Origin of the sequence: Bacillus sp. FSL L8-0193 (assembly GCF_037976065.1) — a bacterium.
Classification (GTDB): domain Bacteria; phylum Bacillota; class Bacilli; order Bacillales; family Bacillaceae; genus Bacillus; species Bacillus paralicheniformis.
The window spans coordinates 2,988,673-3,012,254 of sequence record NZ_CP150261.1 but is presented as its reverse complement, the minus strand read 5'-3'; the positions used below and the strand labels follow the sequence as shown (position 1 = coordinate 3,012,254).

Below are 23,582 nucleotides of genomic sequence, written 5' to 3'. Positions count from 1 at the left end.
AGATTGAAATGGTAAAAGTATATTATAACGGTGATATCAAAGAAAACGTATTGGCAAGCAAAAAAGTAGCGGTAATCGGATACGGCTCTCAAGGCCATGCGCACGCACTGAACCTGAAAGAAAGCGGAGTGGACGTCATTGTCGGCGTCAGAAAAGGGAAATCCTTTGCAAAAGCAGAGGAAGACGGCCATCAAGTTTTCACGGTAAGAGAAGCGGCAGAACAGGCCGACATCGTGATGGTGCTTCTTCCGGATGAACAGCAGCAAAAAGTGTATGAAGCGGAAATTAAAGACGGACTTCAAGCGGGCAATTCACTCGTATTCGCCCACGGATTCAACGTTCATTTTCATCAGATCGTGCCTCCGGCAGATGTTGATGTATTCCTTGTCGCTCCTAAAGGACCGGGACATCTTGTCAGAAGAACGTTTGAACAAGGTGCAGGGGTTCCGGCGCTGTTTGCGATCTATCAGGATGTAACAGGGGAAGCGAAAGACAAAGCCCTTGCTTATGCTAAAGCGATCGGCGGCGCAAGAGCCGGTGTTCTTGAAACAACATTTAAAGAAGAAACTGAAACCGATCTTTTCGGCGAACAGGCGGTGCTGTGCGGCGGATTGACTTCCCTTGTCAAAGCAGGATTCGAAACGCTGACAGAAGCGGGCTATCAGCCTGAACTCGCATACTTCGAGTGTCTGCACGAGCTGAAGCTCATCGTCGACTTGATGTATGAAGAAGGTTTGGCAGGCATGAGATATTCGATTTCCGACACAGCGCAGTGGGGAGACTTCGTATCAGGCCCGCGCGTCGTCGATGAGAAGGTCAAGGCATCAATGAAAGAAGTATTGAAAGACATCCAAAACGGTACATTCGCGAAAGAATGGATCGTCGAAAACCAAGTCAATCGTCCGCGTTTCAACGCCATCAATACAAGCGAAAACGAACACGAAATCGAAGTGGTCGGCAGAAAGCTTCGCGAAATGATGCCGTTTGTCAAGCAGGGCAAGAAGAAGGAAGCGGTGGTAGCCGGTGCGAAAAATTAACTTTTTTGATACGACACTCCGTGACGGTGAACAGTCGCCGGGCGTTAATTTAAACACGCAGGAGAAGCTGGCGATCGCCCAGCAGCTTGAAAAACTCGGGGTCAACATTATGGAAGCGGGCTTCCCCGCTTCATCCCCCGGGGATTTCAACGCAGTAAAAGAAATCGCAAGGACGATTAAAAACTGTTCGGTAACGGGGCTTGCCCGCTCTGTCAAAGGGGATATCGATTCGGCGTGGGAAGCGCTCAAAGACGGGGCTGAACCAAGGCTTCACATTTTTATCGCCACTTCTGACATCCATTTAAAATATAAGCTGAAAAAAACGCGCGAACAGGTTCTGGAACAGGCGGTCGCAATGGTGAAATACGCCAAAGAACGCTTCCCGATCGTCCAGTGGTCTGCCGAGGATGCGTGCCGGACCGACCTTCCGTTTTTAGCCGAGATCGTCAGCGAAGTGATCGCCGCGGGAGCGGACGTCGTCAATCTTCCGGATACGGTCGGTTATTTAGCGCCCGCCGAGTACGGAAATATCTTCCGCTATATTAAAGAAAATGCCCGCAATGCTGACAAAGTCACGCTTTCAGCCCATTGCCACGATGATTTAGGCATGGCTGTCGCCAACTCTTTGGCTGCGATTGAAAACGGAGCGGATCAAGTCGAATCGGTTATCAACGGCATAGGCGAAAGAGCGGGGAACGCCTCTCTTGAAGAAATCGCCGTCGCCCTCTATCTCCGAAAAGATTTCTACCAGGCGGAATCAACGATTCAGCTGAATGAGATTAAGCGGACAAGTGATTTAGTGAGCAAACTCACCGGCATGGCCGTGCCGCGGAACAAAGCGGTCGTCGGCGATAATGCCTTTGCCCACGAATCAGGCATTCACCAAGACGGCTTCTTAAAAGAAAAAACAACATATGAAATTATTTCTCCGGAGCTTGTCGGCGTGAAAACGGATGCGCTTGTGCTCGGAAAGCATTCAGGGCGCCACGCATTTAAAGATAAGCTGCAAAACCTCGGATTCCAGTTTGGTGAAGAAGAAATCAATAAATTTTTCAACATCTTTAAAGAGCTTACCGGCAAGAAAAAGGAATTTACGGATGAAGATCTCATCTCCATGATTCTCGAGGAGAAAACGGCAGACCGCAAAATCGGCTATGAATTTATTTCACTGCAGGTTCATTACGGCACCTCGCAGGTTCCGACAGCAACGGTTTCCCTTAAAGATCAGGAAACGGATCAGATTATCCAGGAAGCGGCGACCGGAGCGGGAAGCGTTGAAGCGGTGTACAACACGCTGAAGCGCTGTATGGATAAAGAAGTCCAGCTCCTTGATTACCGGATTCAATCCAATCGCAAGGGACAGGATGCATTTGCGCAAGTATACGTCAGGGTGATGATCGACGGAAAAGAATCCGGAGGACGCGGAGTCGCCCAGGATGTTCTCGAAGCATCTGCCAAAGCTTACTTGAACGCAGTGAACCGCTATCTCGTATTGAAGACGAATACGGAAGGATTGTCAAAACAGGCGGCTGTAGGATCATAACAGTAATAAGGAAGGAGTTTGTTGAATTTGAAAAAACGAATCGCACTTTTGCCCGGTGACGGAATTGGTCCCGAAGTATTGGACGCGGCTGTTGATGTGCTGAAAAGCGTTGCTGAACATTATCAGCATGAATTCGAATTTGAATACGGCCTGATCGGCGGAGCGGCAATTGATGAGGCGGGAGCGCCGCTTCCCGAGGAAACTGTCGCCGCCTGCAAAGCTGCGGACGCCATTTTGCTCGGAGCAGTAGGCGGGCCGAAATGGGATCAAAATCCTTCTGAACTGAGGCCTGAAAAAGGGCTGCTCGCCATCCGCAAGCAGCTCGATCTTTTTGCCAATCTGCGGCCTGTTAAAGTATTTGAAAGCCTTGCGGAGGCTTCTCCGTTAAAAACCGAATATATCGAAGGTGTTGACTTTGTCATCGTACGCGAGCTGACGGGCGGCTTGTATTTCGGAAAGCCTAGCGAGCAGTACGTCAATCAGAACGGCGAGGAAGAAGCCGTTGACACGCTGTTTTATAAAAAGTCGGAAATGGAAAGGGTCATCAGGGAGGCCTTCCAAATGGCGCAGAGACGGAAAGGCAAAGTGACCTCCGTTGATAAAGCGAACGTCCTTGAGTCAAGCAAACTATGGCGCAAGACGGCGGAAGAAGTAGCGAAAGAGTTTCCTGACGTCAAGCTTGAGCACATGCTCGTCGACAATGCAGCGATGCAGCTCATTTACGCGCCTGGACAGTTTGACATTATCGTGACTGAAAACATGTTCGGCGATATTTTAAGCGATGAAGCATCGATGCTGACCGGATCGCTCGGCATGCTGCCGTCGGCAAGCTTATCAAGCTCCGGTCTTCATCTATATGAACCTGTGCATGGCTCGGCTCCTGATATCGCGGGTCAGAACATTGCCAATCCGCTTGCGGCAATCTTGTCCGCGGCGATGATGCTCAGGACGTCATTCGGTCTTGAAGCTGAAGCGAAAGCTGTTGAACACGCAGTCGATCAAGTTCTCCGGGCAGGTAAGCGGACGAAGGACCTGGCAAAAGGCTCGGAGCATTGCACGACTCAATCGATTACAGGGGAAGTAAAAGCTGCGCTGGCAGACGGCAATGCCATTTCAAACATCATGACCGCTTACGTTTAAGGAAAATGGATATTGGTAGAGGGAGGAAGAAAGATGATGCCTCGAACGATCATCGAAAAAATTTGGGATCAACACGTGATTAAAAAAGGTGAAGGGAAGCCTGACCTTCTCTATATCGATCTGCACCTGATACACGAGGTAACGTCACCCCAGGCCTTTGAAGGCCTAAGGCAAAAGAACAGAAAAGTCAGACGGCCTCAAAATACGTTTGCCACAATGGACCACAACATTCCGACTGTCAATCGGTTTGAGATTAAAGATGACGTCGCCAAACGGCAGGTCAGTGCGCTCGAACGGAATTGCGAAGAATTCGGCATCCGCCTCGCAGACTTGTCAAGCGTCGACCAGGGGATCGTCCATGTCATCGGGCCTGAACTGGGGCTGACGCTGCCGGGCAAAACGATCGTTTGCGGAGACAGCCATACATCCACACACGGAGCGTTTGGCGCGCTCGCTTTCGGAATCGGAACGAGCGAGGTCGAGCACGTCTTGTCAACGCAGACGCTTTGGCAGCAAAAACCGAAGACGCTGGAAATCCGCGTTGACGGCAAACTGCAAAAAGGAGTGACGGCTAAAGACGTCATTCTGGCGGTCATCGGAAAATACGGGGTTAAATTCGGGGCGGGTTATGTCATTGAATATACCGGCGAAGTATTCCGAAACATGTCGATGGACGAACGGATGACGGTGTGCAACATGTCAATCGAAGCTGGGGCAAGAGCCGGATTGATTGCACCGGATGAAACAACATTTGAATATGTCAAAACGAAAAAATATGCGCCAAAAGGCGAAGAGTTTGAGAAAGCTGTAGAAGAGTGGAAGAATCTGAGAACCGATCCGGGGGCGGTCTACGATCGGACGATCGTGATGGACGGAAGCGCCATTTCGCCGATGGTGACGTGGGGCATCAACCCCGGCATGGTGCTGCCGGTTGATGAAACGATTCCGGGGCCTGAGGCTTTCTCTCAGGAAGACGATAAAAAAGAAGCACAGCGCGCATATGAATATATGGGTCTTGAACCATATAAAAAAATCGAGGATATTACAATTGAGCACGTCTTTATCGGTTCATGCACCAACTCGCGCATGACAGATCTTCGCCAGGCGGCTGAAATGATAAAAGGCCAAAAAGTCGCTGACGGTGTCAGGGCGATCGTCGTTCCCGGCTCGCAAAGCGTCAAAATCCAAGCTGAAAAAGAAGGGCTTCACGAGATTTTCATCGAAGCGGGCTTTGAATGGAGAGAATCAGGATGCAGCATGTGTTTGAGCATGAACAACGATGTTGTCCCTGAAGGAGAACGCTGTGCTTCCACTTCCAACCGCAATTTTGAAGGCAGGCAGGGCAAAGGGGCCAGGACGCATCTCGTCAGCCCGGCGATGGCTGCGATGGCCGCGATTCACGGACGCTTTGTCGATGTCAGAAAATATTACCAAGAGACAACAGCTGTATAGAGGAGTGACAAGATGGAGCCATTAAAGACCCATACCGGAATAGCGGCGGTGCTAAACAGAATCAACGTAGACACGGACCAGATCATTCCGAAGCAATTTTTAAAGAGGATCGAAAGAACGGGATACGGACGTTTTGCTTTCTTTGATTGGAGGTATTTGGATAACGGCGATCCCAACCCTGATTTTGAGCTGAACCGGCCGGAATACACAGGCGCTTCGATTTTAATCGCCGGCGAAAACTTCGGCTGCGGCTCTTCAAGGGAACACGCGCCATGGGCGCTTGACGACTACGGATTTAAAATCATTATCGCACCGTCTTTTGCCGATATCTTTCACCAAAACTGTTTTAAAAACGGCATGCTGCCGATCCGCCTTCCTTATGAGACGTGGAAAGAGCTTGCTGAACAGTATGAGTATCAATCTTTGACGATGACTGTCGATCTCGAAAAACAGACGATAACAGACCACGCCGGGCAGCAGATTGCCTTTGAGGTCGATCCGCATTGGCAAGAGATGCTGTTGAACGGTTACGATGAAATTTCTTTAACATTGCTCCTTGAAGAAGAAATCGAACAATTTGAGAAACAGAGAAGTTCTTGGCTGCAAGCATAAAAAAGCTGTCCGATGTAGATCGGAGGCTTTTTTTGCTGGCGGAAGCATACTGCCGCCGGTTCTTTCTTGTGTTTAGCGAGCCGGGTTGATACACTTGTTAAAAAATAAGTGCCTGAAAGGAACTTAGAAATGAAGCATGACAAGAAAAACTCGAAGATCATCCCGTTCCCGAACGTTAAGGAGCGTTTAGTGCACAAAGGGATGGCCGCGCTCAAAGAAAAGAATTACCACGAAGCGCTCAGGCTGTTTTCTGAAGCGAAGCGCTATGATGACGAGGAATCGGATATTTATCTGGGAATGGCCATCTGCCTGCTGGAAATCGGCGAGCTTGAAGAAGCGAAAGGCATCTGCGAAAAAATGCTGAAAGAAGGCCACGGCCATTATTTTACCGTTTTACAAGTCTATATGACGATTTTAATCCAGCTCAGACAATACGAAAAAGTAAAAGAAACGATTGAAGCTGTACTCGAAGAAAACAAGCTGCCTCCTGAAAGCGCGGAACAGTTTTATAAACTGCTTGATTTCAGCCGCAAGATGACGGAAGACCCCGGACCTGAGGACATCACCGAAGACCTTCCCGAGACGGAGGAGGTTGATCAGGAAAGGCTTTTGAATGACACGGAAGAGCAGGTTAAGCTTCTTCACGGACTGAAGGACCGCAATCTGACAAGCTATATCGGCTTGTTGAAAACGATTCTGCAAAATCCGAGCGCACATCCTGTCGTAAAAACGATGATTCTTCAGCTTTTAGCCGAGTCAGACCATGAAAAGCCGACGCTTGTCGCAAAATTTGGCGATTCGATGACAATTAATCCGACAGAGACGGTCAAGCCTGATGATATGCCGATATTGAAGCATGTTCTGAGCGTGCTCGATGACACACTTGGGAATGAAAATCCCACGCTGTACCAAGCGGTCGAAGAGCTGTGGAGAAGGCATATTTACGTCCTCTATCCGTTTCAGCCGAAATACTCAAACCGCGAGCTCTGGGCTGCCGCGCTGCATAAAGTCGGATACGAGATGCACGGGATTGACATCGATAAAGAGGAGCTTCATATTCTCTATGAATTCAATGACAGACAGCTTGACGAGGCCTGCGCGCTGATCAAAGACATAGAAGAAATTTCTTATTTGTAAATGTTGAAAGCAGCGGGCATTGTGTTATAATATAGTGGTTGCATTTGTGAAAAACGGAAGCTGTTCCGTTTGCCGCTTAAGGTTCATTATTTATCTTTGTATACATAATGATGGCTGTCAGAAACACATGAGCTGCACACAGTCGGCAGCTTGCGATGGACGTAGCCGTTTGCTTGTTTTAAAATGGAAAACCGACACAACCTGAATAGATTTTGGAGGGAAACACATGTCAGTAAAATGGGAAAAGCAAGAAGGAAACGAAGGCGTTTTAACGGTTGAGGTAGATGCCGATACCTTTAATAAAGCCCTTGATGATGCATTTAAAAAAGTCGTAAAGCAAGTATCCATTCCTGGATTCCGCAAAGGGAAAGTGCCGCGCGGTTTGTTTGAACAGCGTTTTGGCGTTGAGGCGCTTTATCAGGATGCGCTGGACATCCTGCTTCCTGTCGAGTATCCGAAAGCGGTAGAGGAAGCGGGCATTGAGCCTGTTGACCGTCCGGAAATCGATGTGGAAAAAATCGAAAAAGGCGAAAACCTGATCTTCACTGCGAAGGTAACGGTTAAGCCTGAAGTGAAACTTGGCGAATACAAAGGCCTTGGCATTGAAAAAGACGACACTGCCGTAACGGATGAAGACGTTCAAAACGAACTGAAATCTCTTCAAGAGCGCCAGGCTGAACTCGTTGTAAAAGAAGACGGCAAAGTGGAAGAAGGGGACACTGTTGTTCTTGACTTCGAAGGATTCGTAGACGGCGAAGCGTTCGAAGGCGGAAAAGCGGAAAACTATTCCCTTGAAGTCGGTTCAGGCTCATTTATTCCAGGCTTTGAAGATCAGCTTGTCGGACTTGAAGCCGGTGCTGAAAAAGACGTAGAAGTGACATTCCCAGAGGAATACCACGCGGAAGAGCTTGCGGGCAAACCTGCCGTATTCAAAGTGAAAATCCACGAAATCAAAGCGAAGGAGCTTCCTGAGCTTAATGACGAGTTTGCGAAAGATGTCGATGAGGAAGTTGAAACACTTGCCGAGCTGACTGAAAAAACGAAAAAACGTCTCGAGGAAGCAAAAGAAAATGAAGCGGACGCTAAACTTCGCGAAGAGCTTGTCGTAAAAGCAGCTGAAAACGCTGAAGCTGACATTCCTCAAGCGATGATCGACACAGAGCTTGACCGCATGATGAAAGAATTCGAACAGCGTCTGCAAATGCAAGGCATGAACCTTGAGCTTTACTTCCAATTCTCAGGACAGGATGAAAACGCGCTGAAAGAGCAAATGAAAGAGGATGCTGAAAAACGCGTGAAATCCAACCTGACACTGGAAGCGATCGCCAAAGCTGAAAACCTTCAAGTCACTGACGAAGAAGTCGAAGAAGAGCTTTCTAAAATGGCTGAAGCGTACAACATGCCTGTTGAAAACATCAAACAAGCAATCGGTTCTACAGAAGGAATGAAAGAGGACTTAAAAGTTCGCAAAGCAATTGATTTTCTTGTAGAAAACCGTTAATATGTTTCATAATCATACTTTATATAAAACAGGGCGCGAATGTTTCGTGCCTTGTTTTATACAATTTTGACTTATCATCTTTTCTTTGGGAAAGGATAGATAATGTCGTTTTGATCAACATACATATTGAATATGCCGAACGGCAAACACAACGTTATCGCCTTTTTGGAAAGTGTGGTAAAATGCAATACATAATGGAACGAATGTTTTCAAGCGATGTTTCTTTTAACGAAGAAACAGGAATGACAAGGATATAAGGGGTGAAAGAATGTTTAAATTCAACGAGGAAAAAGGACAATTAAAATGCTCGTTTTGCGGAAAAACACAAGATCAGGTACGCAAGCTTGTCGCCGGACCAGGCGTATATATATGTGACGAGTGCATCGAACTTTGCACTGAAATTGTAGAAGAGGAACTCGGCTCTGAAGAAGAAGTGGAGTTCAAAGATGTCCCAAAACCAAAGGAAATCCGCGAGATTCTTGATGAATACGTCATCGGCCAGGACCAGGCAAAAAAATCCCTTGCCGTGGCCGTCTACAATCATTACAAGCGGATCAATTCGAACAGCAAAGTCGATGATGTCGAGCTGTCAAAAAGTAATATTTCCATGATCGGACCGACTGGAAGCGGAAAAACGCTTCTTGCTCAAACACTAGCCCGCATCCTGAATGTGCCGTTTGCCATTGCAGATGCCACTTCGCTTACTGAAGCAGGCTATGTCGGTGAAGATGTGGAGAACATTTTGCTTAAGCTGATTCAGGCTGCTGACTACGATGTTGAAAAAGCGGAAAAAGGCATTATCTACATCGATGAAATCGATAAAGTGGCCAGAAAGTCCGAGAACCCTTCAATTACACGCGATGTATCAGGTGAAGGCGTTCAGCAGGCTCTGCTTAAAATTCTTGAAGGTACGGTTGCAAGCGTTCCTCCACAAGGCGGAAGAAAGCATCCTCATCAAGAGTTCATCCAGATTGACACAACGAACATCCTGTTCATTTGCGGCGGAGCTTTTGACGGAATCGAGCAAATCATCAAGCGCCGTCTCGGTCAAAAGGTCATCGGCTTCGGCTCTGACAACAAGCATGAAGATCTTGAAAAAGAAGCGCTTCTTTCCAAAGTTCTTCCGGAAGACTTGCTTCGCTTCGGTCTGATCCCTGAATTCATCGGCCGTCTCCCGATCATCGCAAGCCTTGAACCACTCGATGAAAAAGCGCTGGTTGAAATTTTAACAAAACCGAAAAACGCACTTGTTAAACAATATAGAAAAATGCTTGAGCTGGATGATGTGGAGCTTGTATTTGAAGACGAAGCGCTCACAGAAATCGCTAAAAAAGCAATTGAACGTAAAACAGGAGCACGCGGACTTCGTTCCATTATCGAAGGAATTATGCTCGACGTGATGTTCGATCTGCCGTCCCGCGAGGATATTGAAAAATGCGTGATTACAGGCAAAACCGTCACTGACGGCGAACCGCCGCGTCTCATTATGAAAGACGGCACGGTCGTCAATAAAGACAAAAAAACTTCAGCATAATGAAGAGAACCTCCTAGCCAAAGGAGGTTCTTTTTTTGCATTTGGAAACCGTCGGCATACAGAAAAAAGTGATGGTTTCCAAATGCAAAATTATCCCTTTCAGTACGTTTATTCCCTCCCTGATCAGGAAATACTATCTGACATACTTAAAGATACGAAACCATTTCAGGAGGGACCATCAGTTGAGCTGGACGAGCATTGCACTTTTTGTACAACTATTTTTCGGGATCATCATCGGATTATATTTTTGGAATCTGCTCAAGAATCAAAGAACCCAAAAGGTTACGATAGACAGAGAGTCCAAAAAAGAGATGGAACAGCTCCGGAAAATGAGATCAATCCATTTATCAGAACCGTTATCAGAAAAGGTGAGGCCGACAGCTTTTAAAGACATCGTCGGCCAAGAGGACGGCATTAAAGCACTGAAAGCCGCCCTTTGCGGACCAAATCCGCAGCATGTCATTATTTACGGCCCTCCAGGTGTAGGGAAAACCGCAGCTGCAAGGCTTGTCCTCGAAGAAGCGAAAAAGAACAAGCGCTCACCGTTCCAGGAACATTCCATCTTTGTCGAGCTTGACGCGACAACGGCCCGCTTCGACGAGCGGGGAATCGCCGACCCGTTGATCGGATCGGTCCACGATCCGATTTATCAGGGTGCCGGAGCGATGGGGCAGGCCGGAATTCCTCAGCCAAAGCAGGGAGCCGTTACGCATGCGCACGGCGGGGTATTATTCATCGACGAAATCGGAGAGCTTCATCCGATTCAAATGAATAAAATGCTGAAGGTGCTTGAAGATCGGAAAGTGTTTTTGGAAAGCGCCTATTACAGTGAAGAAAACACGCAAATCCCCAAACACATCCACGACATTTTTCAAAACGGGCTGCCGGCGGATTTCAGACTGATCGGCGCGACGACGAGGATGCCTGACGAAATCCCGCCAGCGATTCGGTCGAGATGTCTGGAAGTGTTCTTCCGCGACCTTGAAAAGCAAGAATTAAAAACGGTCGCCAAAAAAGCGGCTGATAAGATTGAGAAGAAAGTCGCAGAGGAAGGACTTGACCTGTTGACGCGGTATGCGAGAAACGGCCGCGAAGTCGTCAATATGATGCAAATCGCCGCCGGAATGGCTTTGACTGAAGAGCGCGACGAGGTGACGGTTGAAGATATCGAATGGGTGATCCATTCGAGCCAGCTGACACCGAAATATGAACAAAAAATCGCCTCCAAACCGCAGGTCGGCATCGTCAACGGACTTGCCGTCCACGGCCCTAACAGCGGTTCGCTGCTCGAAATTGAAGTCACAGTCAACAAGGCTGCTGATAAGGGATCGATTAATATCACAGGCATCGCAGAAGAAGAGAATATCGGCAACCAGTCAAAATCGATCCGACGGAAAAGCATGGCGAAAGGGTCGGTCGAAAATGTCATGACTGTATTGCGGACAATGGGAGTAAAAGCTTCGGATTATGATATTCACGTGAATTTCCCCGGCGGTATCCCGGTTGACGGACCATCTGCAGGAATTGCCATGGCGGCGGGCATTTTCTCCGCCATTCATAAGGTTCCGATAGACCATACTGTCGCCATGACGGGGGAAATCAGCCTGAACGGCCGGGTAAAGCCGATCGGCGGCGTGATTCCGAAAATCAAAGCGGCCAAGCATGCGGGGGCAAAAACTGTTATTATTCCGCACGAAAATGTCCAGTCGATTTTAAAGCGGATAGAAGGCGTACATATCATTCCCGTCAAAACCTTGCAGGAAGTGCTGGACCTTGCATTGGTCAACCCTCCTTCAGAAATGCCTGACGGCGCTCAGATGAAAAGAGAATCCGTATAAATCCCCATCATTTCAGATGGGGATTTTTTTCGGGCCGGTTTTCTCCGACAGGCGCCGGCATGTTTTCTTAGCGGAGGACATCTTTTCCTTTTTCAGAACTGAAAGAAAGGGTATACTACAGGAGACCCTTTTTATTTCGCCGGGCTTACAATTGTACAGGGATAAAAAAAGTATATTATAATGGTTCATACTAAAGTTACGGAGGTGTCAGTCAAAATGGCAGATGAAACGAAACGAAACATCCCGCTCCTCCCTTTAAGAGGTTTACTCGTCTATCCGACGATGGTTTTGCACCTTGACGTCGGGCGTGAAAAGTCGGTTCAGGCGCTTGAACAGGCGATGATGAATGACCATATGATTTTTTTGGCAACACAAAAGGACATATCCATAGACGAACCGGATGAAGACGAGATTTTTACATTCGGAACCTATACAAAAATCAAGCAGATGCTCAAGCTGCCGAACGGAACGATCCGCGTTTTGGTGGAGGGGCTGCAGCGCGCCCGCATTCTTGAGTACCATGATTTAGATGAATATACGTCTGTAAAAATCGAACGAATCGATGAAGAGACTGAAAAAGATGTTGAAGATGAAGCACTTATGCGCACATTGCTTGACCACTTCGATCAATACATAAAGATTTCGAAAAAAATATCGGCTGAAACATTTGCCGCTGTGACAGATATTGAAGAGCCGGGAAGAATGGCCGATATCGTCGCCTCCCACCTGCCGCTTAAGTTGAAAGACAAGCAGGAAGTGCTGGAAACGATCGATGTCAAAGCCAGATTAAACAAAGTGATCGACCTGATTCACAACGAAAAAGAAGTCCTTGAGATTGAAAAGAAGATCGGGCAGCGCGTCAAGCGTTCAATGGAAAGAACGCAAAAGGAGTATTACCTGCGCGAGCAGATGAAAGCCATCCAAAAAGAGCTTGGCGATAAAGAAGGAAAAACGGGCGAGGTCCAAAAGCTGACTGAGAAAATCGAACAGGCCGGCATGCCTGACAATGTGAAAGAAACCGCGTTTAAAGAGCTAAACCGGTACGAAAAAATTCCGTCAAGCTCAGCTGAAAGTTCTGTCATCCGCAATTATATTGAATGGCTTATTTCCCTCCCATGGAATGATGCAACAGAAGACAGGCTTGATTTAAATCTCGCCAGTCAAATTCTTGATGAAGAACATCACGGACTTGAAAAAGTGAAAGAACGGGTTCTCGAATATTTGGCAGTCCAAAAGCTGACCCGCTCGTTAAAAGGACCGATCTTATGCTTGGCCGGACCTCCGGGTGTCGGAAAAACCTCGCTGGCCAAATCGATCGCCAAATCGCTCGGACGCAAATTTGTCCGCATTTCCCTTGGCGGCGTGAGGGATGAATCCGAAATCCGTGGCCACCGCCGCACATATGTAGGCGCCATGCCGGGCCGCATTATTCAGGGGATGAAAAAAGCAGGCAAGAACAATCCCGTGTTCCTTTTGGACGAGATTGATAAAATGGCTTCGGATTTCAGGGGAGATCCTGCTTCAGCGATGCTGGAAGTGCTCGATCCTGAACAAAACCATACGTTCAGCGACCATTATATTGAAGAGACGTTTGATTTATCAAAGGTTTTGTTTATTGCGACCGCGAACAACCTGGCCACAATCCCGGGTCCGCTCAGAGACCGTATGGAGATCATCACGATCGCGGGCTATACGGAAGTGGAAAAGGTCGAAATCGTCAAAGACCATCTGCTTCCAAAACAGCTGAAAGAACACGGTCTGAAAAAATCCAATCTGCAAATACGGGAGCAGGCTGTCCTTGATGTTATTCGCTATTATACGAGGGAAGCCGGCGTCAGAAGTCTTGAACGCCAAATCGCAGCGATATGCAGAAAAGCGGCGAAGCTGATCGTATCAGGGGAAAGAAAAAGAATTACGGTCACGGACAAAAACCTTGAAGACTATTTAGGAAAAAGAATGTTCAGGTACGGACAGGCTGAGCTCGACGATCAGATCGGCGTTGTCACAGGTCTTGCCTACACGACGGTCGGCGGAGATACGCTGTCCATCGAAGTGTCTCTTTCCCCCGGGAAAGGCAAGCTCATTTTAACCGGAAAGCTCGGCGATGTCATGAGAGAGTCGGCACAAGCCGCATTCAGCTATGTCCGTTCAAAAGCGGAAGAGTTAAACATCAACCCTGATTTTCATGAAAAACACGATATTCACATTCACGTGCCGGAAGGGGCCGTTCCGAAGGACGGGCCATCCGCGGGAATCACAATGGCGACAGCTCTTGTTTCGGCGCTGACGGGCCGACCTGTTTCACGAAATGTCGGCATGACCGGCGAAATCACGTTAAGAGGCCGCGTTCTTCCGATCGGCGGCTTGAAGGAAAAGGCGCTCGGCGCACACCGTGCCGGCTTAAAGACTGTCATTATGCCGAAAGATAATGAAAAAGACATTGAGGACATTCCAAACAGCGTGCGGGAAGGCTTAACCTTCATTCCTGTCGCTCACCTGGACGAAGTTCTAAAGCATGCGCTAGTAGGAGAAGAGAAATGAAAGTAACGAAATCAGAGATTGTCATCAGTGCGGTGAAACCCGAGCAGTACCCTGAAGGGGGGCTGCCGGAAATCGCCCTTGCCGGGAGATCTAATGTCGGAAAATCGTCATTTATCAATACAATGATCAACCGTAAAAACTTAGCGAGGACATCATCAAAGCCGGGCAAAACACAGACATTAAACTTTTATATCATTAACGATGTCCTTCACTTTGTCGATGTGCCCGGTTACGGATTTGCGAAAGTCTCCAAAACGGAGCGCGAGGCTTGGGGCCGTATGATAGAGACGTATTTGACATCCCGCGAAGAACTGAAAGCGGTCGTCCAAATCGTCGACCTCAGGCATGCTCCTTCACAGGATGATGTCATCATGTACGACTTTTTAAAGCATTATGAAATTCCTGTGATCGTGATTGCGACAAAAGCGGATAAAATCCCTAAAGGTAAATGGGAAAAGCATGCCAAAGTCGTCAAAGAGACGCTCAATATAGAAAAAGAAGACCAGCTCATCTTGTTTTCCTCCGAGACGAAAAAGGGTAAACAAGAAGCGTGGTCGGCGATCGAGCAAATGATCGCGAGATAAAAGAAAAAGCACTTGCGGGATTGATGCAAGTGCTTTTTCTTGAATAAACTATTTTCTTTTTAAGAATAATAAAAGCAGACTAACCGCGATAAAAGCGGCCGGCCAATAAGCTTCTACATATGCCGTCTCGATATTCGCCGTCTTCAGCCAGGCGGCAATCTGCCGGAAAAAATAAAGATAGAGGGCGACTGCGATCATCAGCAGACTCTCATATTGATATTCTTTCGTCTTAAACGATTTGACAAGAAGCGCCGCACCGAGGATCAGCACGATGACCGCAAAATCATCCGCGCGGCTGAAATAGTCCTCTTTAAATGTGAAATAAACACCGATCGCTGTCATAAAGAGCCCTGCAAAGGAATGGGCGGAATCGGCTTCCTTCTGCCCCTGATAAAAAAGAGCCAGCCCGATGAGCCCCGCAAGTACAGACCATTCTTCCTGTCCGTCAAACAGGCTGATCCGGCCCGACCGCAGAAAGGCGTAGACAGCCACGGCTATCAACAGCAATGGAAGCAAAACAGATTTCTTTTTCAAAGTATCACCTTCTTGATGTAGTGAAAGAAATAGAAACACATTTTCTACTATATCACATCAATTTTTTAAAATCTGTTCACATTTTGGGAAGAGAAAATAGTGAATATATGTTATAATCGTTTTGAATAATAAATTCTATATTATAATCATTCTAATTTAGATAGATGTTGGGGGTGCAAGCAAGAGTTATGCATATACTTGTCGTGGGATTGGATTACAAATCAGCCCCTGTTGATATACGTGAAAAGTTAACCTTTCAGCCGGATGAGCTGGGGCAGGCGATGTCGCAATTGAAAGAAGAAAAAAGCATACTTGAGAATATCATCGTGTCGACATGCAACCGGACAGAGCTGTATGCAGTCGTTGATCAGCTGCACACCGGACGTTATTATATGAAAATGTTTTTGGCGAACTGGTTCGGACTAAGCAAAGAGGACATTTCGCCTTACTTGAAGTTTTATGAAAACGACGGAGCCGTTGAACATTTGTTCCGCGTATCGTGCGGATTGGATTCGATGGTTATTGGAGAAACGCAGATTTTAGGCCAAGTGCGTACAAGTTTTAAGCTGGCTCAGGAAGAGAAGACAATTGGTACCGTTTTCAACTATTTGTTTAAGCAGGCTGTCACCGTCGCGAAGCGCTGCCATGCCGAAACGGACATTGCTTCAAATGCTGTATCCGTCAGCTATGCAGCCGTCGAGCTTGCCAGGAAAATCTTCGGCGACCTTTCCGATAAACACGTGCTGATTCTCGGCGCGGGCAAAATGGGAGAGCTTGCGGTTCAAAACCTGCACGGCCACGGAATCGGACAGGTTACCGTGATCAACAGAACATTTTCAAAAGCGAAGGAGCTTGCCGGCCGTTTTTCAGGCGCGGCGAAAAGCTTAAATGAGCTGCAATGCGCTTTAATGGAAGCCGACATTCTCATCAGTTCAACGGGCGCAAGCGGCTATGTCGTCACAAAAGAGATGATCGAACATGTCAATAAGCTTCGCAAAGGATGTCCGCTTTTTATGGTGGATATTGCCGTGCCGCGGGATCTTGACCCGGCTCTCAGCGATGTGGAAGGCGTCTTTCTGTACGATATTGACGATCTTGAAGGGATCGTGGAAGAAAATCTGAAGGAGCGTCAGGCCGTTGCTGAAGAAGTGGAGCTGATTATTGAAGCTGAGATCGTCGCTTTTAAACAATGGCTGAATACGCTCGGCGTCGTGCCGGTCATCTCTGCTCTCAGGGAAAAAGCTTTGACAATCCAGGCGGAAACGATGCAGAGCATCGAACGGAAGCTCCCTCACTTGAGCACAAGAGAGAAAAAACTTTTAAATAAGCATACGAAAAGCATTATCAACCAGCTCTTGCGCGACCCGATTTTAAAAGTGAAGGAGTTTGCGTCAGAAGCTGATGCCGAAGAAAAGCTTGCGCTGTTTACGCAGATTTTTGATATTGAAGAAGCGGCTTTTCCTGACGGAGAGAATCAAGACGAACGCCAGCCGGTTCATGCGTTTAAGCGGCAAAACCAGCAGGGTTTGACTTCTATCGTGAGCGAGTGACAGACATGACAGACACATTGTTAGCAAGGCTTAACGAAGTTACAATCGTGTTGTACGCGCTCACCGTCCTCTTTTATTTTATAGACTTTTTACAGCACAACCGGAAGGCGGGAAAAGCGGCCTTCTGGTTGCTTTCTATTGTCTGGATTCTGCAGACGGTATACCTTTTTTATTTCATGCAGTACACAGATCAGTTTCCTGTTTTGAATAATGCACAGGGGCTTTATTTTTACGCGTGGGTGCTTGTCACGCTGTCTCTCGTTTTGACGAAGCTTTTGAAAGTGGAATTTCTCGTTTTTTTCACCAATCTCATCGGCTTTTCAATGGCGGCGATCCACACGTTTACACCGACGGCCCAGCAGTCGGCGGAGCTTTCGGGAAGGCTCGTGTCCGAGCTCTTGATCATCCACATTACAATGGCGATTCTTTCGTATGGAGCGTTTTCATTGTCGTTTGTCTTTTCCGTGCTGTATCTTTTTCAGTACCGTTTATTGAAAAAGAAAAAGTGGGGGAAATGGCTCTTACGAATCGAAGATTTGCCAAAACTTGATCATATGGCTTATGTCCTTAATCTCATCGGCGTTCCCATGCTTTTGCTGAGTCTGATTCTGGGGATTATCTGGTCGTATGTATCGCTTGAAACCCTGTACTGGGCGGATCCGAAAGTGCTCGGATCGATCGTGCTGCTTTTTTTATACGGATACTATTTATTTATCAGGATTGTCAAAGAGCTGCAGGGAAGGATCGCGGCCATGTGGAATACCGCGTCTTTTCTTGTTCTTTTAATCAATTTCTTTTTGCTCGGCAGCTTTTCGCAATTTCATTGGTTTAGTTAGTTAAAACGGTTGCCCGTGACGGATTGGGAGGAAGAAAACATGAGAAACATCATTGTAGGCTCAAGAAGAAGCAAATTGGCGATGACCCAGACAAAATGGGTGATCAAAAAGCTGGAGGAATTAAATCCGGATTTCACGTTTGAAATAAAGGAAATCGTTACAAAAGGCGACCGGATCTTGGATGTTACGCTGTCAAAGGTCGGCGGGAAAGGCCTGTTCGTCAAAGAAATCGAACAGGCGATGCTTTCCGGGGAAATTGATATGGCCGTTCACAGCATGAAGGACATGCCGTCGGCGCTTCCCGAAGGGCTGGTGGTCGGCTGCATTCCAAAACGGGAAGATGCCAGGGACGTTCTCATTTCAAAAAGCCGTCAAAAGCTGGCCGACCTGAAACAAGGTGCGGTTATCGGCACGAGCAGCCTCAGAAGAAGCGCGCAGCTTTTGCAAATGCGTCCCGACCTTGAGATCAAGTGGATCAGGGGAAATATCGATACAAGGTTAAAAAAACTTGAAACCGAAGATTACGACGCGATTATTTTAGCAGCGGCAGGCCTGTCAAGAATGGGCTGGAAGGACGATGTCGTCACCGAATTTCTTGATCCAGAGAGCTGCCTTCCCGCCGTTGGGCAAGGCGCGTTGGCGATCGAGTGCAGAGGCTCGGATGAGGAGCTGCTGTCCCTCTTTTCGCGCCTGAACGACCGCTACACACAGCTGACCGTCACGGCCGAGCGCGCTTTTCTTCATGCGATGGAAGGCGGCTGCCAAGTGCCAATCGCCGGATTTGCGACGATGGACGAAGACGGCGTCATCGAACTGACCGGTCTTGTGGCATCGCCTGACGGAAAAACCGCATACAGAGAAACAGTAAAAGGAAAAGATCCGGAGGCTGTCGGCAGAGAATGCGCGGCGGTCATGTCGGAAAAAGGAGCAAAGGCACTGATTGACCGTGTGAAACAGGAGCTGGAAGACAATGAAGCATGATCTTCCTTTACAGGGAAAGAAAGTGCTCGTCACCCGCAATAAAGCCCAAGCCCAATCCTTCAGGGAAAAGGTGGAGGCTTTAGGCGGAGAAGCTGTTTTAACGTCATTGATTTCGTTTCGGCCCGCCCTCCCGCGAGAACAGGCCCAGCGCTTTCGAGCAGATCTTGAAAGCGCGGACTGGCTTGTTTTTACAAGCGTGAACGGGGCAAAATTCTTTTTTTCTTATTTGAAGAACGCCGGGTTCAGCGTTCCTTTCGCATCAAAGGCCAAGGTTGCCGCTGTCGGTGAAAAAACGGCCAGGTATTTGCGCGACAGGGGTCTTTCTGTCGATCTGATGCCTGAGTTATACGTGGCTGAACATTTGGCGGAGGCACTGAAGCGAAATGCCGGCCGTCATGATAAAGTTGCCGTTTTAAAAGGGAATTTATCCCGGGACGTCATCAAGAAAACCCTCACTCCGCTCGGAATTCAAGTTTCGGAATGGATTTTGTATGAAACCGTTCGCGATGAAAAGGGAATTCTGGAGCTTAAGGAAGCAGCAAAACACGCGTCTTTTGATTTTGTGACATTTACCAGCTCCTCGACGGTACATACATTCATGTCCATTTTGAAAGAGGAGAGCAGAACGTGGGCCGAAAAGAACGGTACGGCTTTTATTACGATCGGGCCTATGACAAAAAAGGCGCTGTCGGACTACGGAATTCCTTCATATATGCCGGACGTCTATACAATCGACGGAATGCTGCGTGAAATATGCCGCATTTCAAGAAAGGGAGAATGACAAATGGAAGCATCATTTCAAAGACACCGCCGCCTGCGGACGACAGCAGGTATGCGAAAATTGGTAAGAGAAACCGAGTTAAGAGCATCTGACTTCATTTATCCGATATTTGTAACCGAGGAAGAGAACGTTAAAAGCGAAGTTCCGTCCATGCCGGGCGTATACCAGCTGTCTTTGGACCGGCTGAAAGAGGAAATGGAGGAAGTCGCAGGCCTCGGCATTCAATCTGTGATCGTCTTCGGCGTGCCTGAACACAAAGATGATGTGGGAAGCGGAGCCTATCACAACCACGGCATCGTTCAAAAAGCGATTGCACAAATTAAACAAGACTTTCCTGAGCTTGTCGTTATCGCAGATACATGCCTATGCGAGTACACGGACCACGGTCACTGCGGCCTTGTGGAAAACGGTGAAATACTAAATGACGAATCGCTCGTTCTTTTGGCAAAAACCGCTGTCAGCCAAGCCCGTGCAGGCGCTGACATTATTGCGCCTTCAAACATGATGGACGGTTTCGTTGCCGCCATCAGGGATGCGCTTGATCAGGAAGGATTTACAAATGTGCCGATCATGTCGTACGCTGTAAAATATGCGAGCGCGTTTTACGGCCCGTTCCGCGATGCCGCGGGAAGCAGTCCGCAGTTCGGCGACCGCAAGACGTACCAAATGGATTATGCCAACCGCAGGGAGGCTCTCCGGGAGGCAAAATCCGATGTGGAAGAAGGCGCCGATTTCCTGATCGTCAAGCCGACGCTTTCATATCTTGATATCGTCAGAGAAGTGAAAAACGAATTTAACCTGCCTGTTGTCGGATACAATGTAAGCGGGGAGTATGCGATGGTCAAAGCCGCGGCCCAAAACGGCTGGATTGAAGAAAAAGCTCTTGTTCTCGAAATGCTGACAAGCATGAAACGGGCGGGCGCTGATTTGATCATTACGTACTTTGCAAAAGATGCGGCAAAATGGATTTCGGAATAAGAATTTGAACTGGGGGTTTTAGAGGATGCGGAGCTATGAGAAGTCTAAAGCGGCATTCGAGGAGGCGCAACGAGTCATGCCTGGCGGGGTGAACAGCCCGGTCAGAGCCTTTAAATCAGTGAACATGGACCCGATTTTTATGGAGCGGGGAAAAGGATCAAAAATCTATGATATTGACGGAAACGAATACATCGATTATGTCTTGTCATGGGGACCGCTTATTTTAGGACACAGCAATGAAAAAGTGGTGAAAGAAATTCAAAAGACGGCAGAACACGGGACAAGCTTCGGTGCACCGACAGAACTGGAAACCGAGCTTGCCGAGCTTGTTATCGACCGCGTTCCTTCCATAGAAATCGTTCGGATGGTGAGCTCCGGTACGGAGGCGACGATGAGCGCCTTGCGGCTGGCGCGCGGTTACACAGGCCGTAACAAAATCGTGAAATTTGAAGGCTGCTACCATGGACACGGTGATTCCCTGCTGATTAAAGCGGGCTCTGGAGTAGCAACGCTCGGCCTCCCTGACAGCCCCGGAGTTCCGGAAAGCATTGCAAAAAACACGATTACCGTTCCTTACAATGATCTGGAAAGCATGAAGCTTGTCTTTCAGGAATTCGGAGAGGACATTGCCGGCGTTATCGTTGAACCTGTCGCGGGCAATATGGGTGTCGTACCTCCGGTTAAAGGGTTCCTCGAAGGGCTTCGCGAGCTGACTGAGACGCATGGCGCTCTGCTGATTTTTGATGAAGTAATGACAGGCTTCAGGGTGGGCTACAACTGTGCGCAAGGCTATTTCGGAGTGACGCCTGATTTGACTTGCCTCGGAAAAGTGATCGGCGGCGGTCTTCCTGTCGGCGCTTATGGAGGAAAGGCGGAAATCATGGAGAAAATTGCGCCGAGCGGTCCGATCTATCAGGCCGGCACGCTGTCCGGCAACCCGCTTGCCATGACAGCCGGACTCGAAACATTGAAACAGCTGACTCCTGAATCCTACCAGGAATTCTCCCGCAAAGCAGACCGTTTGGAAAAAGGAATTTCTGAAGCTGCCGAGAAAAATGGCATTCCGTGTACATTTAATCGAGCGGGGTCTATGATCGGCTTTTTCTTCACAAATGAACCGGTCATCAATTATGATACAGCGAAACAGTCTGATCTCGGACTGTTTGCCGAATATTATAAAGGGATGGCCGATGAAGGCGTGTTTCTCCCGCCTTCACAGTTTGAAGGGCTGTTCTTGTCAACCGCTCATACGGATGACGACATTGAGCATACGATTCAAGCTGCTGAACGCGTATTCGAAAGAATCAGCCGCTCCAGATAAAGAAAAGGGCTGCCGGACATTGCCGGCGGCTCTTTTTTGCATGGTGCCGGTAACGGCTTATGATTTTTCTGTTCATATTCTGCCAGCTTTTCTCATACATCTTTACTGACATCTAATTTTAAAAATTAGGTGAAGGGAGGATATCAGTTTGCCGCAAAACAATCGTTTGCAATTTTCTGTAGAAGAGTCAATCTGTTTTCAAAAAGGACAGGAAGTATCCGAATTATTATCGATTTCATTGGATCCTGACATTACCGTTCAGGAAGTAAATGATTATGTATCCATACGAGGGTCATTAGAGCTGACAGGCGAATACAACATAGATCAAACCCGGGAATATGCAGAGCTGCCTGCGACAAGCCGATTTGTGGAAGATGTAAAGCTGAAAGGGGACGGCAGCGCAGAGCTGACGCATTGTTTCCCAGTGGATATCACCATCCCGAAAGACAAGGTCAATCATTTAAACGACGTATTTGTTTTTATTGATGCTTTCGATTATCAGCTGACAGATGCGAGGATGTTGACGATTCAAGCTGATTTGGCGATTGAAGGCCTCTTGAATGTAAGCGGTGAAGCCGGAGAAGAAGAACCGCGTACTATGCCTGCGGCAGTCCAGCCGGAAGAGGAGCTTGAGCCTGCCTTCAGATCACCTTCAGACGACGAAGAACAGGGTAAAGAGGAAGAATTTTTGATTCAGCTTGACAGATCTTATGAAGAGCAGGACGAAGAACAGCCGTATGAAGAAGCAGAAGAAACTGATACCGATGCGGAAGCGGTTCCGATTTACCAGTCGTTTCTCGGAGACGATACAGAGGAAACAAAGCCGTTTTTTACAGCGTCTTTGTCTGCGGCAGAGCGGACGAAGCGCGAAATGGAAAATCCAAAAGACGCCGCTCTTGAACATCCGGAAGAAGAATATGAGCTAAATAGGGAGAAAGTAGAAGCAAAGCCGGAGGAATATGAGCTGAAAAGGGAGAAAGTAGAAGCAAAACCGGAAGAATATGAGCTGAAAAGGGAGAAAGTAGAAGCAAAACCGGAAGAATATGAGCTGAAAAGGGAGAAAGTAGAAGCAAAACCGGAAGAATATGAGCAAAAAAGGGAGAAAGCGGAAGAGAAGCCGGAAGAATACGAGTTAAAAAGGGAAGAAGCGGAAGAAGAGCCGGAGCCGCTCCAAAGGGCTTATCAACCTCATGATGAACCGAAAGAAACCCCGTTCTACGGTGTTCCGCCTCTTTTGGAGGAAGACCAGAATGACAGGGAGCCTGAGACGTTTGAAGTTGAAGTGACACAGGAAGCAGAAGCGATTGATGAAGAAGAGGAAGCCGGACATACTATAGAAATCCCGGAATATTCGTTTCATGAGCAGACGGAGCCTGAAGAAGAAAGAGATGAGATGCCGGCAGCAGACGACCAGGAAGTGTCAGCGAAGGAGAATGACAATGCTCTCTATTTGACAAAGCTGTTTACAAAACAGGGAGAGGAGGAGTTTACTCGAATGAGGATGTGCATCGTTCAGCAAAACGATACCATTGATCTTTTGTGCGAGCGCTATGATATTAATGTCCAGCAGCTCATCCGGATGAATTCCCTTTCCCTTGACGAGGAATTAAAAGAGGGACAGATCCTTTATATACCGGATTATCAAAACAGCCATGCCTAATGCATTGATAAAAATGTGGTGA

At 47.8% G+C, this 23,582-nt stretch carries 19 protein-coding genes; 18 read left to right on the top strand and 1 reads right to left on the bottom strand.

Annotated features, from left to right (window positions below; translation table 11 throughout):
• The first annotated feature begins 8 nt into the window (after positions 1-8).
• The 11 genes from ilvC to yihA all read left to right on the top strand — a co-directional run bounded on the left by ilvC (position 9) and on the right by yihA (position 14,919).
• Positions 9-1,037 carry a ketol-acid reductoisomerase gene (gene ilvC / locus MHH76_RS15070; protein ID WP_025811031.1) on the top strand — a complete coding sequence of 343 codons (1,029 nt, stop codon included), beginning with the start codon at positions 9-11 and terminating at the stop codon, positions 1,035-1,037.
• Positions 1,024-2,580, top strand: coding sequence for a 2-isopropylmalate synthase (locus MHH76_RS15065; RefSeq protein WP_025811032.1), 1,557 nt, complete (start codon positions 1,024-1,026; stop codon positions 2,578-2,580). The genes ilvC and MHH76_RS15065 overlap by 14 nt, the downstream gene beginning before the upstream one ends.
• Before the next feature lie 27 nt (positions 2,581-2,607).
• Positions 2,608-3,720: a 3-isopropylmalate dehydrogenase gene (gene leuB, locus MHH76_RS15060; protein WP_025811033.1), complete on the top strand. Its 1,113-nt coding sequence runs from the start codon at positions 2,608-2,610 to the stop codon at positions 3,718-3,720.
• A gap of 33 nt (positions 3,721-3,753) precedes the next feature.
• Entirely contained in the window at positions 3,754-5,172 is a 1,419-nt protein-coding gene (gene leuC / locus MHH76_RS15055) for a 3-isopropylmalate dehydratase large subunit (RefSeq protein ID WP_025811034.1), read from the top strand.
• A gap of 12 nt (positions 5,173-5,184) precedes the next feature.
• Positions 5,185-5,784 carry a 3-isopropylmalate dehydratase small subunit gene (gene leuD, locus MHH76_RS15050; protein ID WP_025811035.1) on the top strand — a complete coding sequence of 200 codons (600 nt, stop codon included), beginning with the start codon at positions 5,185-5,187 and terminating at the stop codon, positions 5,782-5,784.
• Between the two features lie 129 nt (positions 5,785-5,913).
• Entirely contained in the window at positions 5,914-6,921 is a 1,008-nt protein-coding gene (ddcA, locus tag MHH76_RS15045; protein ID WP_023855434.1) for a DNA damage checkpoint antagonist DdcA, read from the top strand.
• A gap of 226 nt (positions 6,922-7,147) precedes the next feature.
• Complete coding sequence (gene tig / locus MHH76_RS15040; RefSeq protein WP_020452470.1) at positions 7,148-8,422, top strand: trigger factor; 1,275 nt, start codon at positions 7,148-7,150, stop codon at positions 8,420-8,422.
• 268 nt (positions 8,423-8,690) lie between these two features.
• Positions 8,691-9,956: an ATP-dependent protease ATP-binding subunit ClpX gene (gene clpX, locus MHH76_RS15035; RefSeq protein ID WP_003184083.1), complete on the top strand. Its 1,266-nt coding sequence runs from the start codon at positions 8,691-8,693 to the stop codon at positions 9,954-9,956.
• Between the two features lie 182 nt (positions 9,957-10,138).
• On the top strand, positions 10,139-11,794 hold the full coding sequence (lonB, locus tag MHH76_RS15030; protein WP_025811036.1) for an ATP-dependent protease LonB: 1,656 nt from the start codon (positions 10,139-10,141) through the stop codon (positions 11,792-11,794).
• Positions 11,795-12,010: 216 nt separating this feature from the next.
• A complete protein-coding gene (lon, locus tag MHH76_RS15025) occupies positions 12,011-14,335 on the top strand; it encodes an endopeptidase La (RefSeq protein WP_020452468.1) in 2,325 nt (774 codons plus the stop codon).
• A complete protein-coding gene (gene yihA / locus MHH76_RS15020; protein WP_025811037.1) occupies positions 14,332-14,919 on the top strand; it encodes a ribosome biogenesis GTP-binding protein YihA/YsxC in 588 nt (195 codons plus the stop codon). The genes lon and yihA overlap by 4 nt, the downstream gene beginning before the upstream one ends.
• A gap of 48 nt (positions 14,920-14,967) precedes the next feature.
• Here the strand turns inward: yihA and MHH76_RS15015 are convergent, their stop codons facing one another.
• Positions 14,968-15,453: a hypothetical protein gene (locus tag MHH76_RS15015; RefSeq protein WP_020452466.1), complete on the bottom strand. Its 486-nt coding sequence runs from the start codon at positions 15,451-15,453 to the stop codon at positions 14,968-14,970.
• A 188-nt stretch (positions 15,454-15,641) separates the two neighbouring features.
• Between MHH76_RS15015 and hemA the strand changes: the two genes are divergently transcribed.
• The 7 genes from hemA (at position 15,642) to MHH76_RS14980 (ending at position 23,560) form a co-directional block, all read left to right on the top strand.
• Positions 15,642-17,003, top strand: coding sequence for a glutamyl-tRNA reductase (gene hemA, locus MHH76_RS15010; RefSeq protein WP_026579129.1), 1,362 nt, complete (start codon positions 15,642-15,644; stop codon positions 17,001-17,003).
• A gap of 5 nt (positions 17,004-17,008) precedes the next feature.
• Positions 17,009-17,839 carry a cytochrome c biogenesis protein gene (locus MHH76_RS15005; RefSeq protein ID WP_020452464.1) on the top strand — a complete coding sequence of 277 codons (831 nt, stop codon included), beginning with the start codon at positions 17,009-17,011 and terminating at the stop codon, positions 17,837-17,839.
• Between the two features lie 39 nt (positions 17,840-17,878).
• The gene (gene hemC / locus MHH76_RS15000) at positions 17,879-18,820 is read left to right on the top strand and encodes a hydroxymethylbilane synthase (RefSeq protein ID WP_020452463.1); all 942 of its coding nucleotides are present in this window, start codon (positions 17,879-17,881) and stop codon (positions 18,818-18,820) included.
• Positions 18,810-19,601, top strand: coding sequence for a uroporphyrinogen-III synthase (locus tag MHH76_RS14995; protein ID WP_026579130.1), 792 nt, complete (start codon positions 18,810-18,812; stop codon positions 19,599-19,601). The genes hemC and MHH76_RS14995 overlap by 11 nt, the downstream gene beginning before the upstream one ends.
• A 3-nt stretch (positions 19,602-19,604) precedes the next feature.
• Entirely contained in the window at positions 19,605-20,579 is a 975-nt protein-coding gene (hemB, locus tag MHH76_RS14990; RefSeq protein WP_020452461.1) for a porphobilinogen synthase, read from the top strand.
• A gap of 25 nt (positions 20,580-20,604) precedes the next feature.
• Positions 20,605-21,900, top strand: coding sequence for a glutamate-1-semialdehyde 2,1-aminomutase (gene hemL / locus MHH76_RS14985; RefSeq protein ID WP_025811039.1), 1,296 nt, complete (start codon positions 20,605-20,607; stop codon positions 21,898-21,900).
• A 148-nt stretch (positions 21,901-22,048) separates the two neighbouring features.
• Positions 22,049-23,560, top strand: a complete 1,512-nt coding sequence (locus MHH76_RS14980; protein WP_043054424.1) for a LysM peptidoglycan-binding domain-containing protein — start codon at positions 22,049-22,051, stop codon at positions 23,558-23,560.
• Positions 23,561-23,582: the final 22 nt, after the last annotated feature.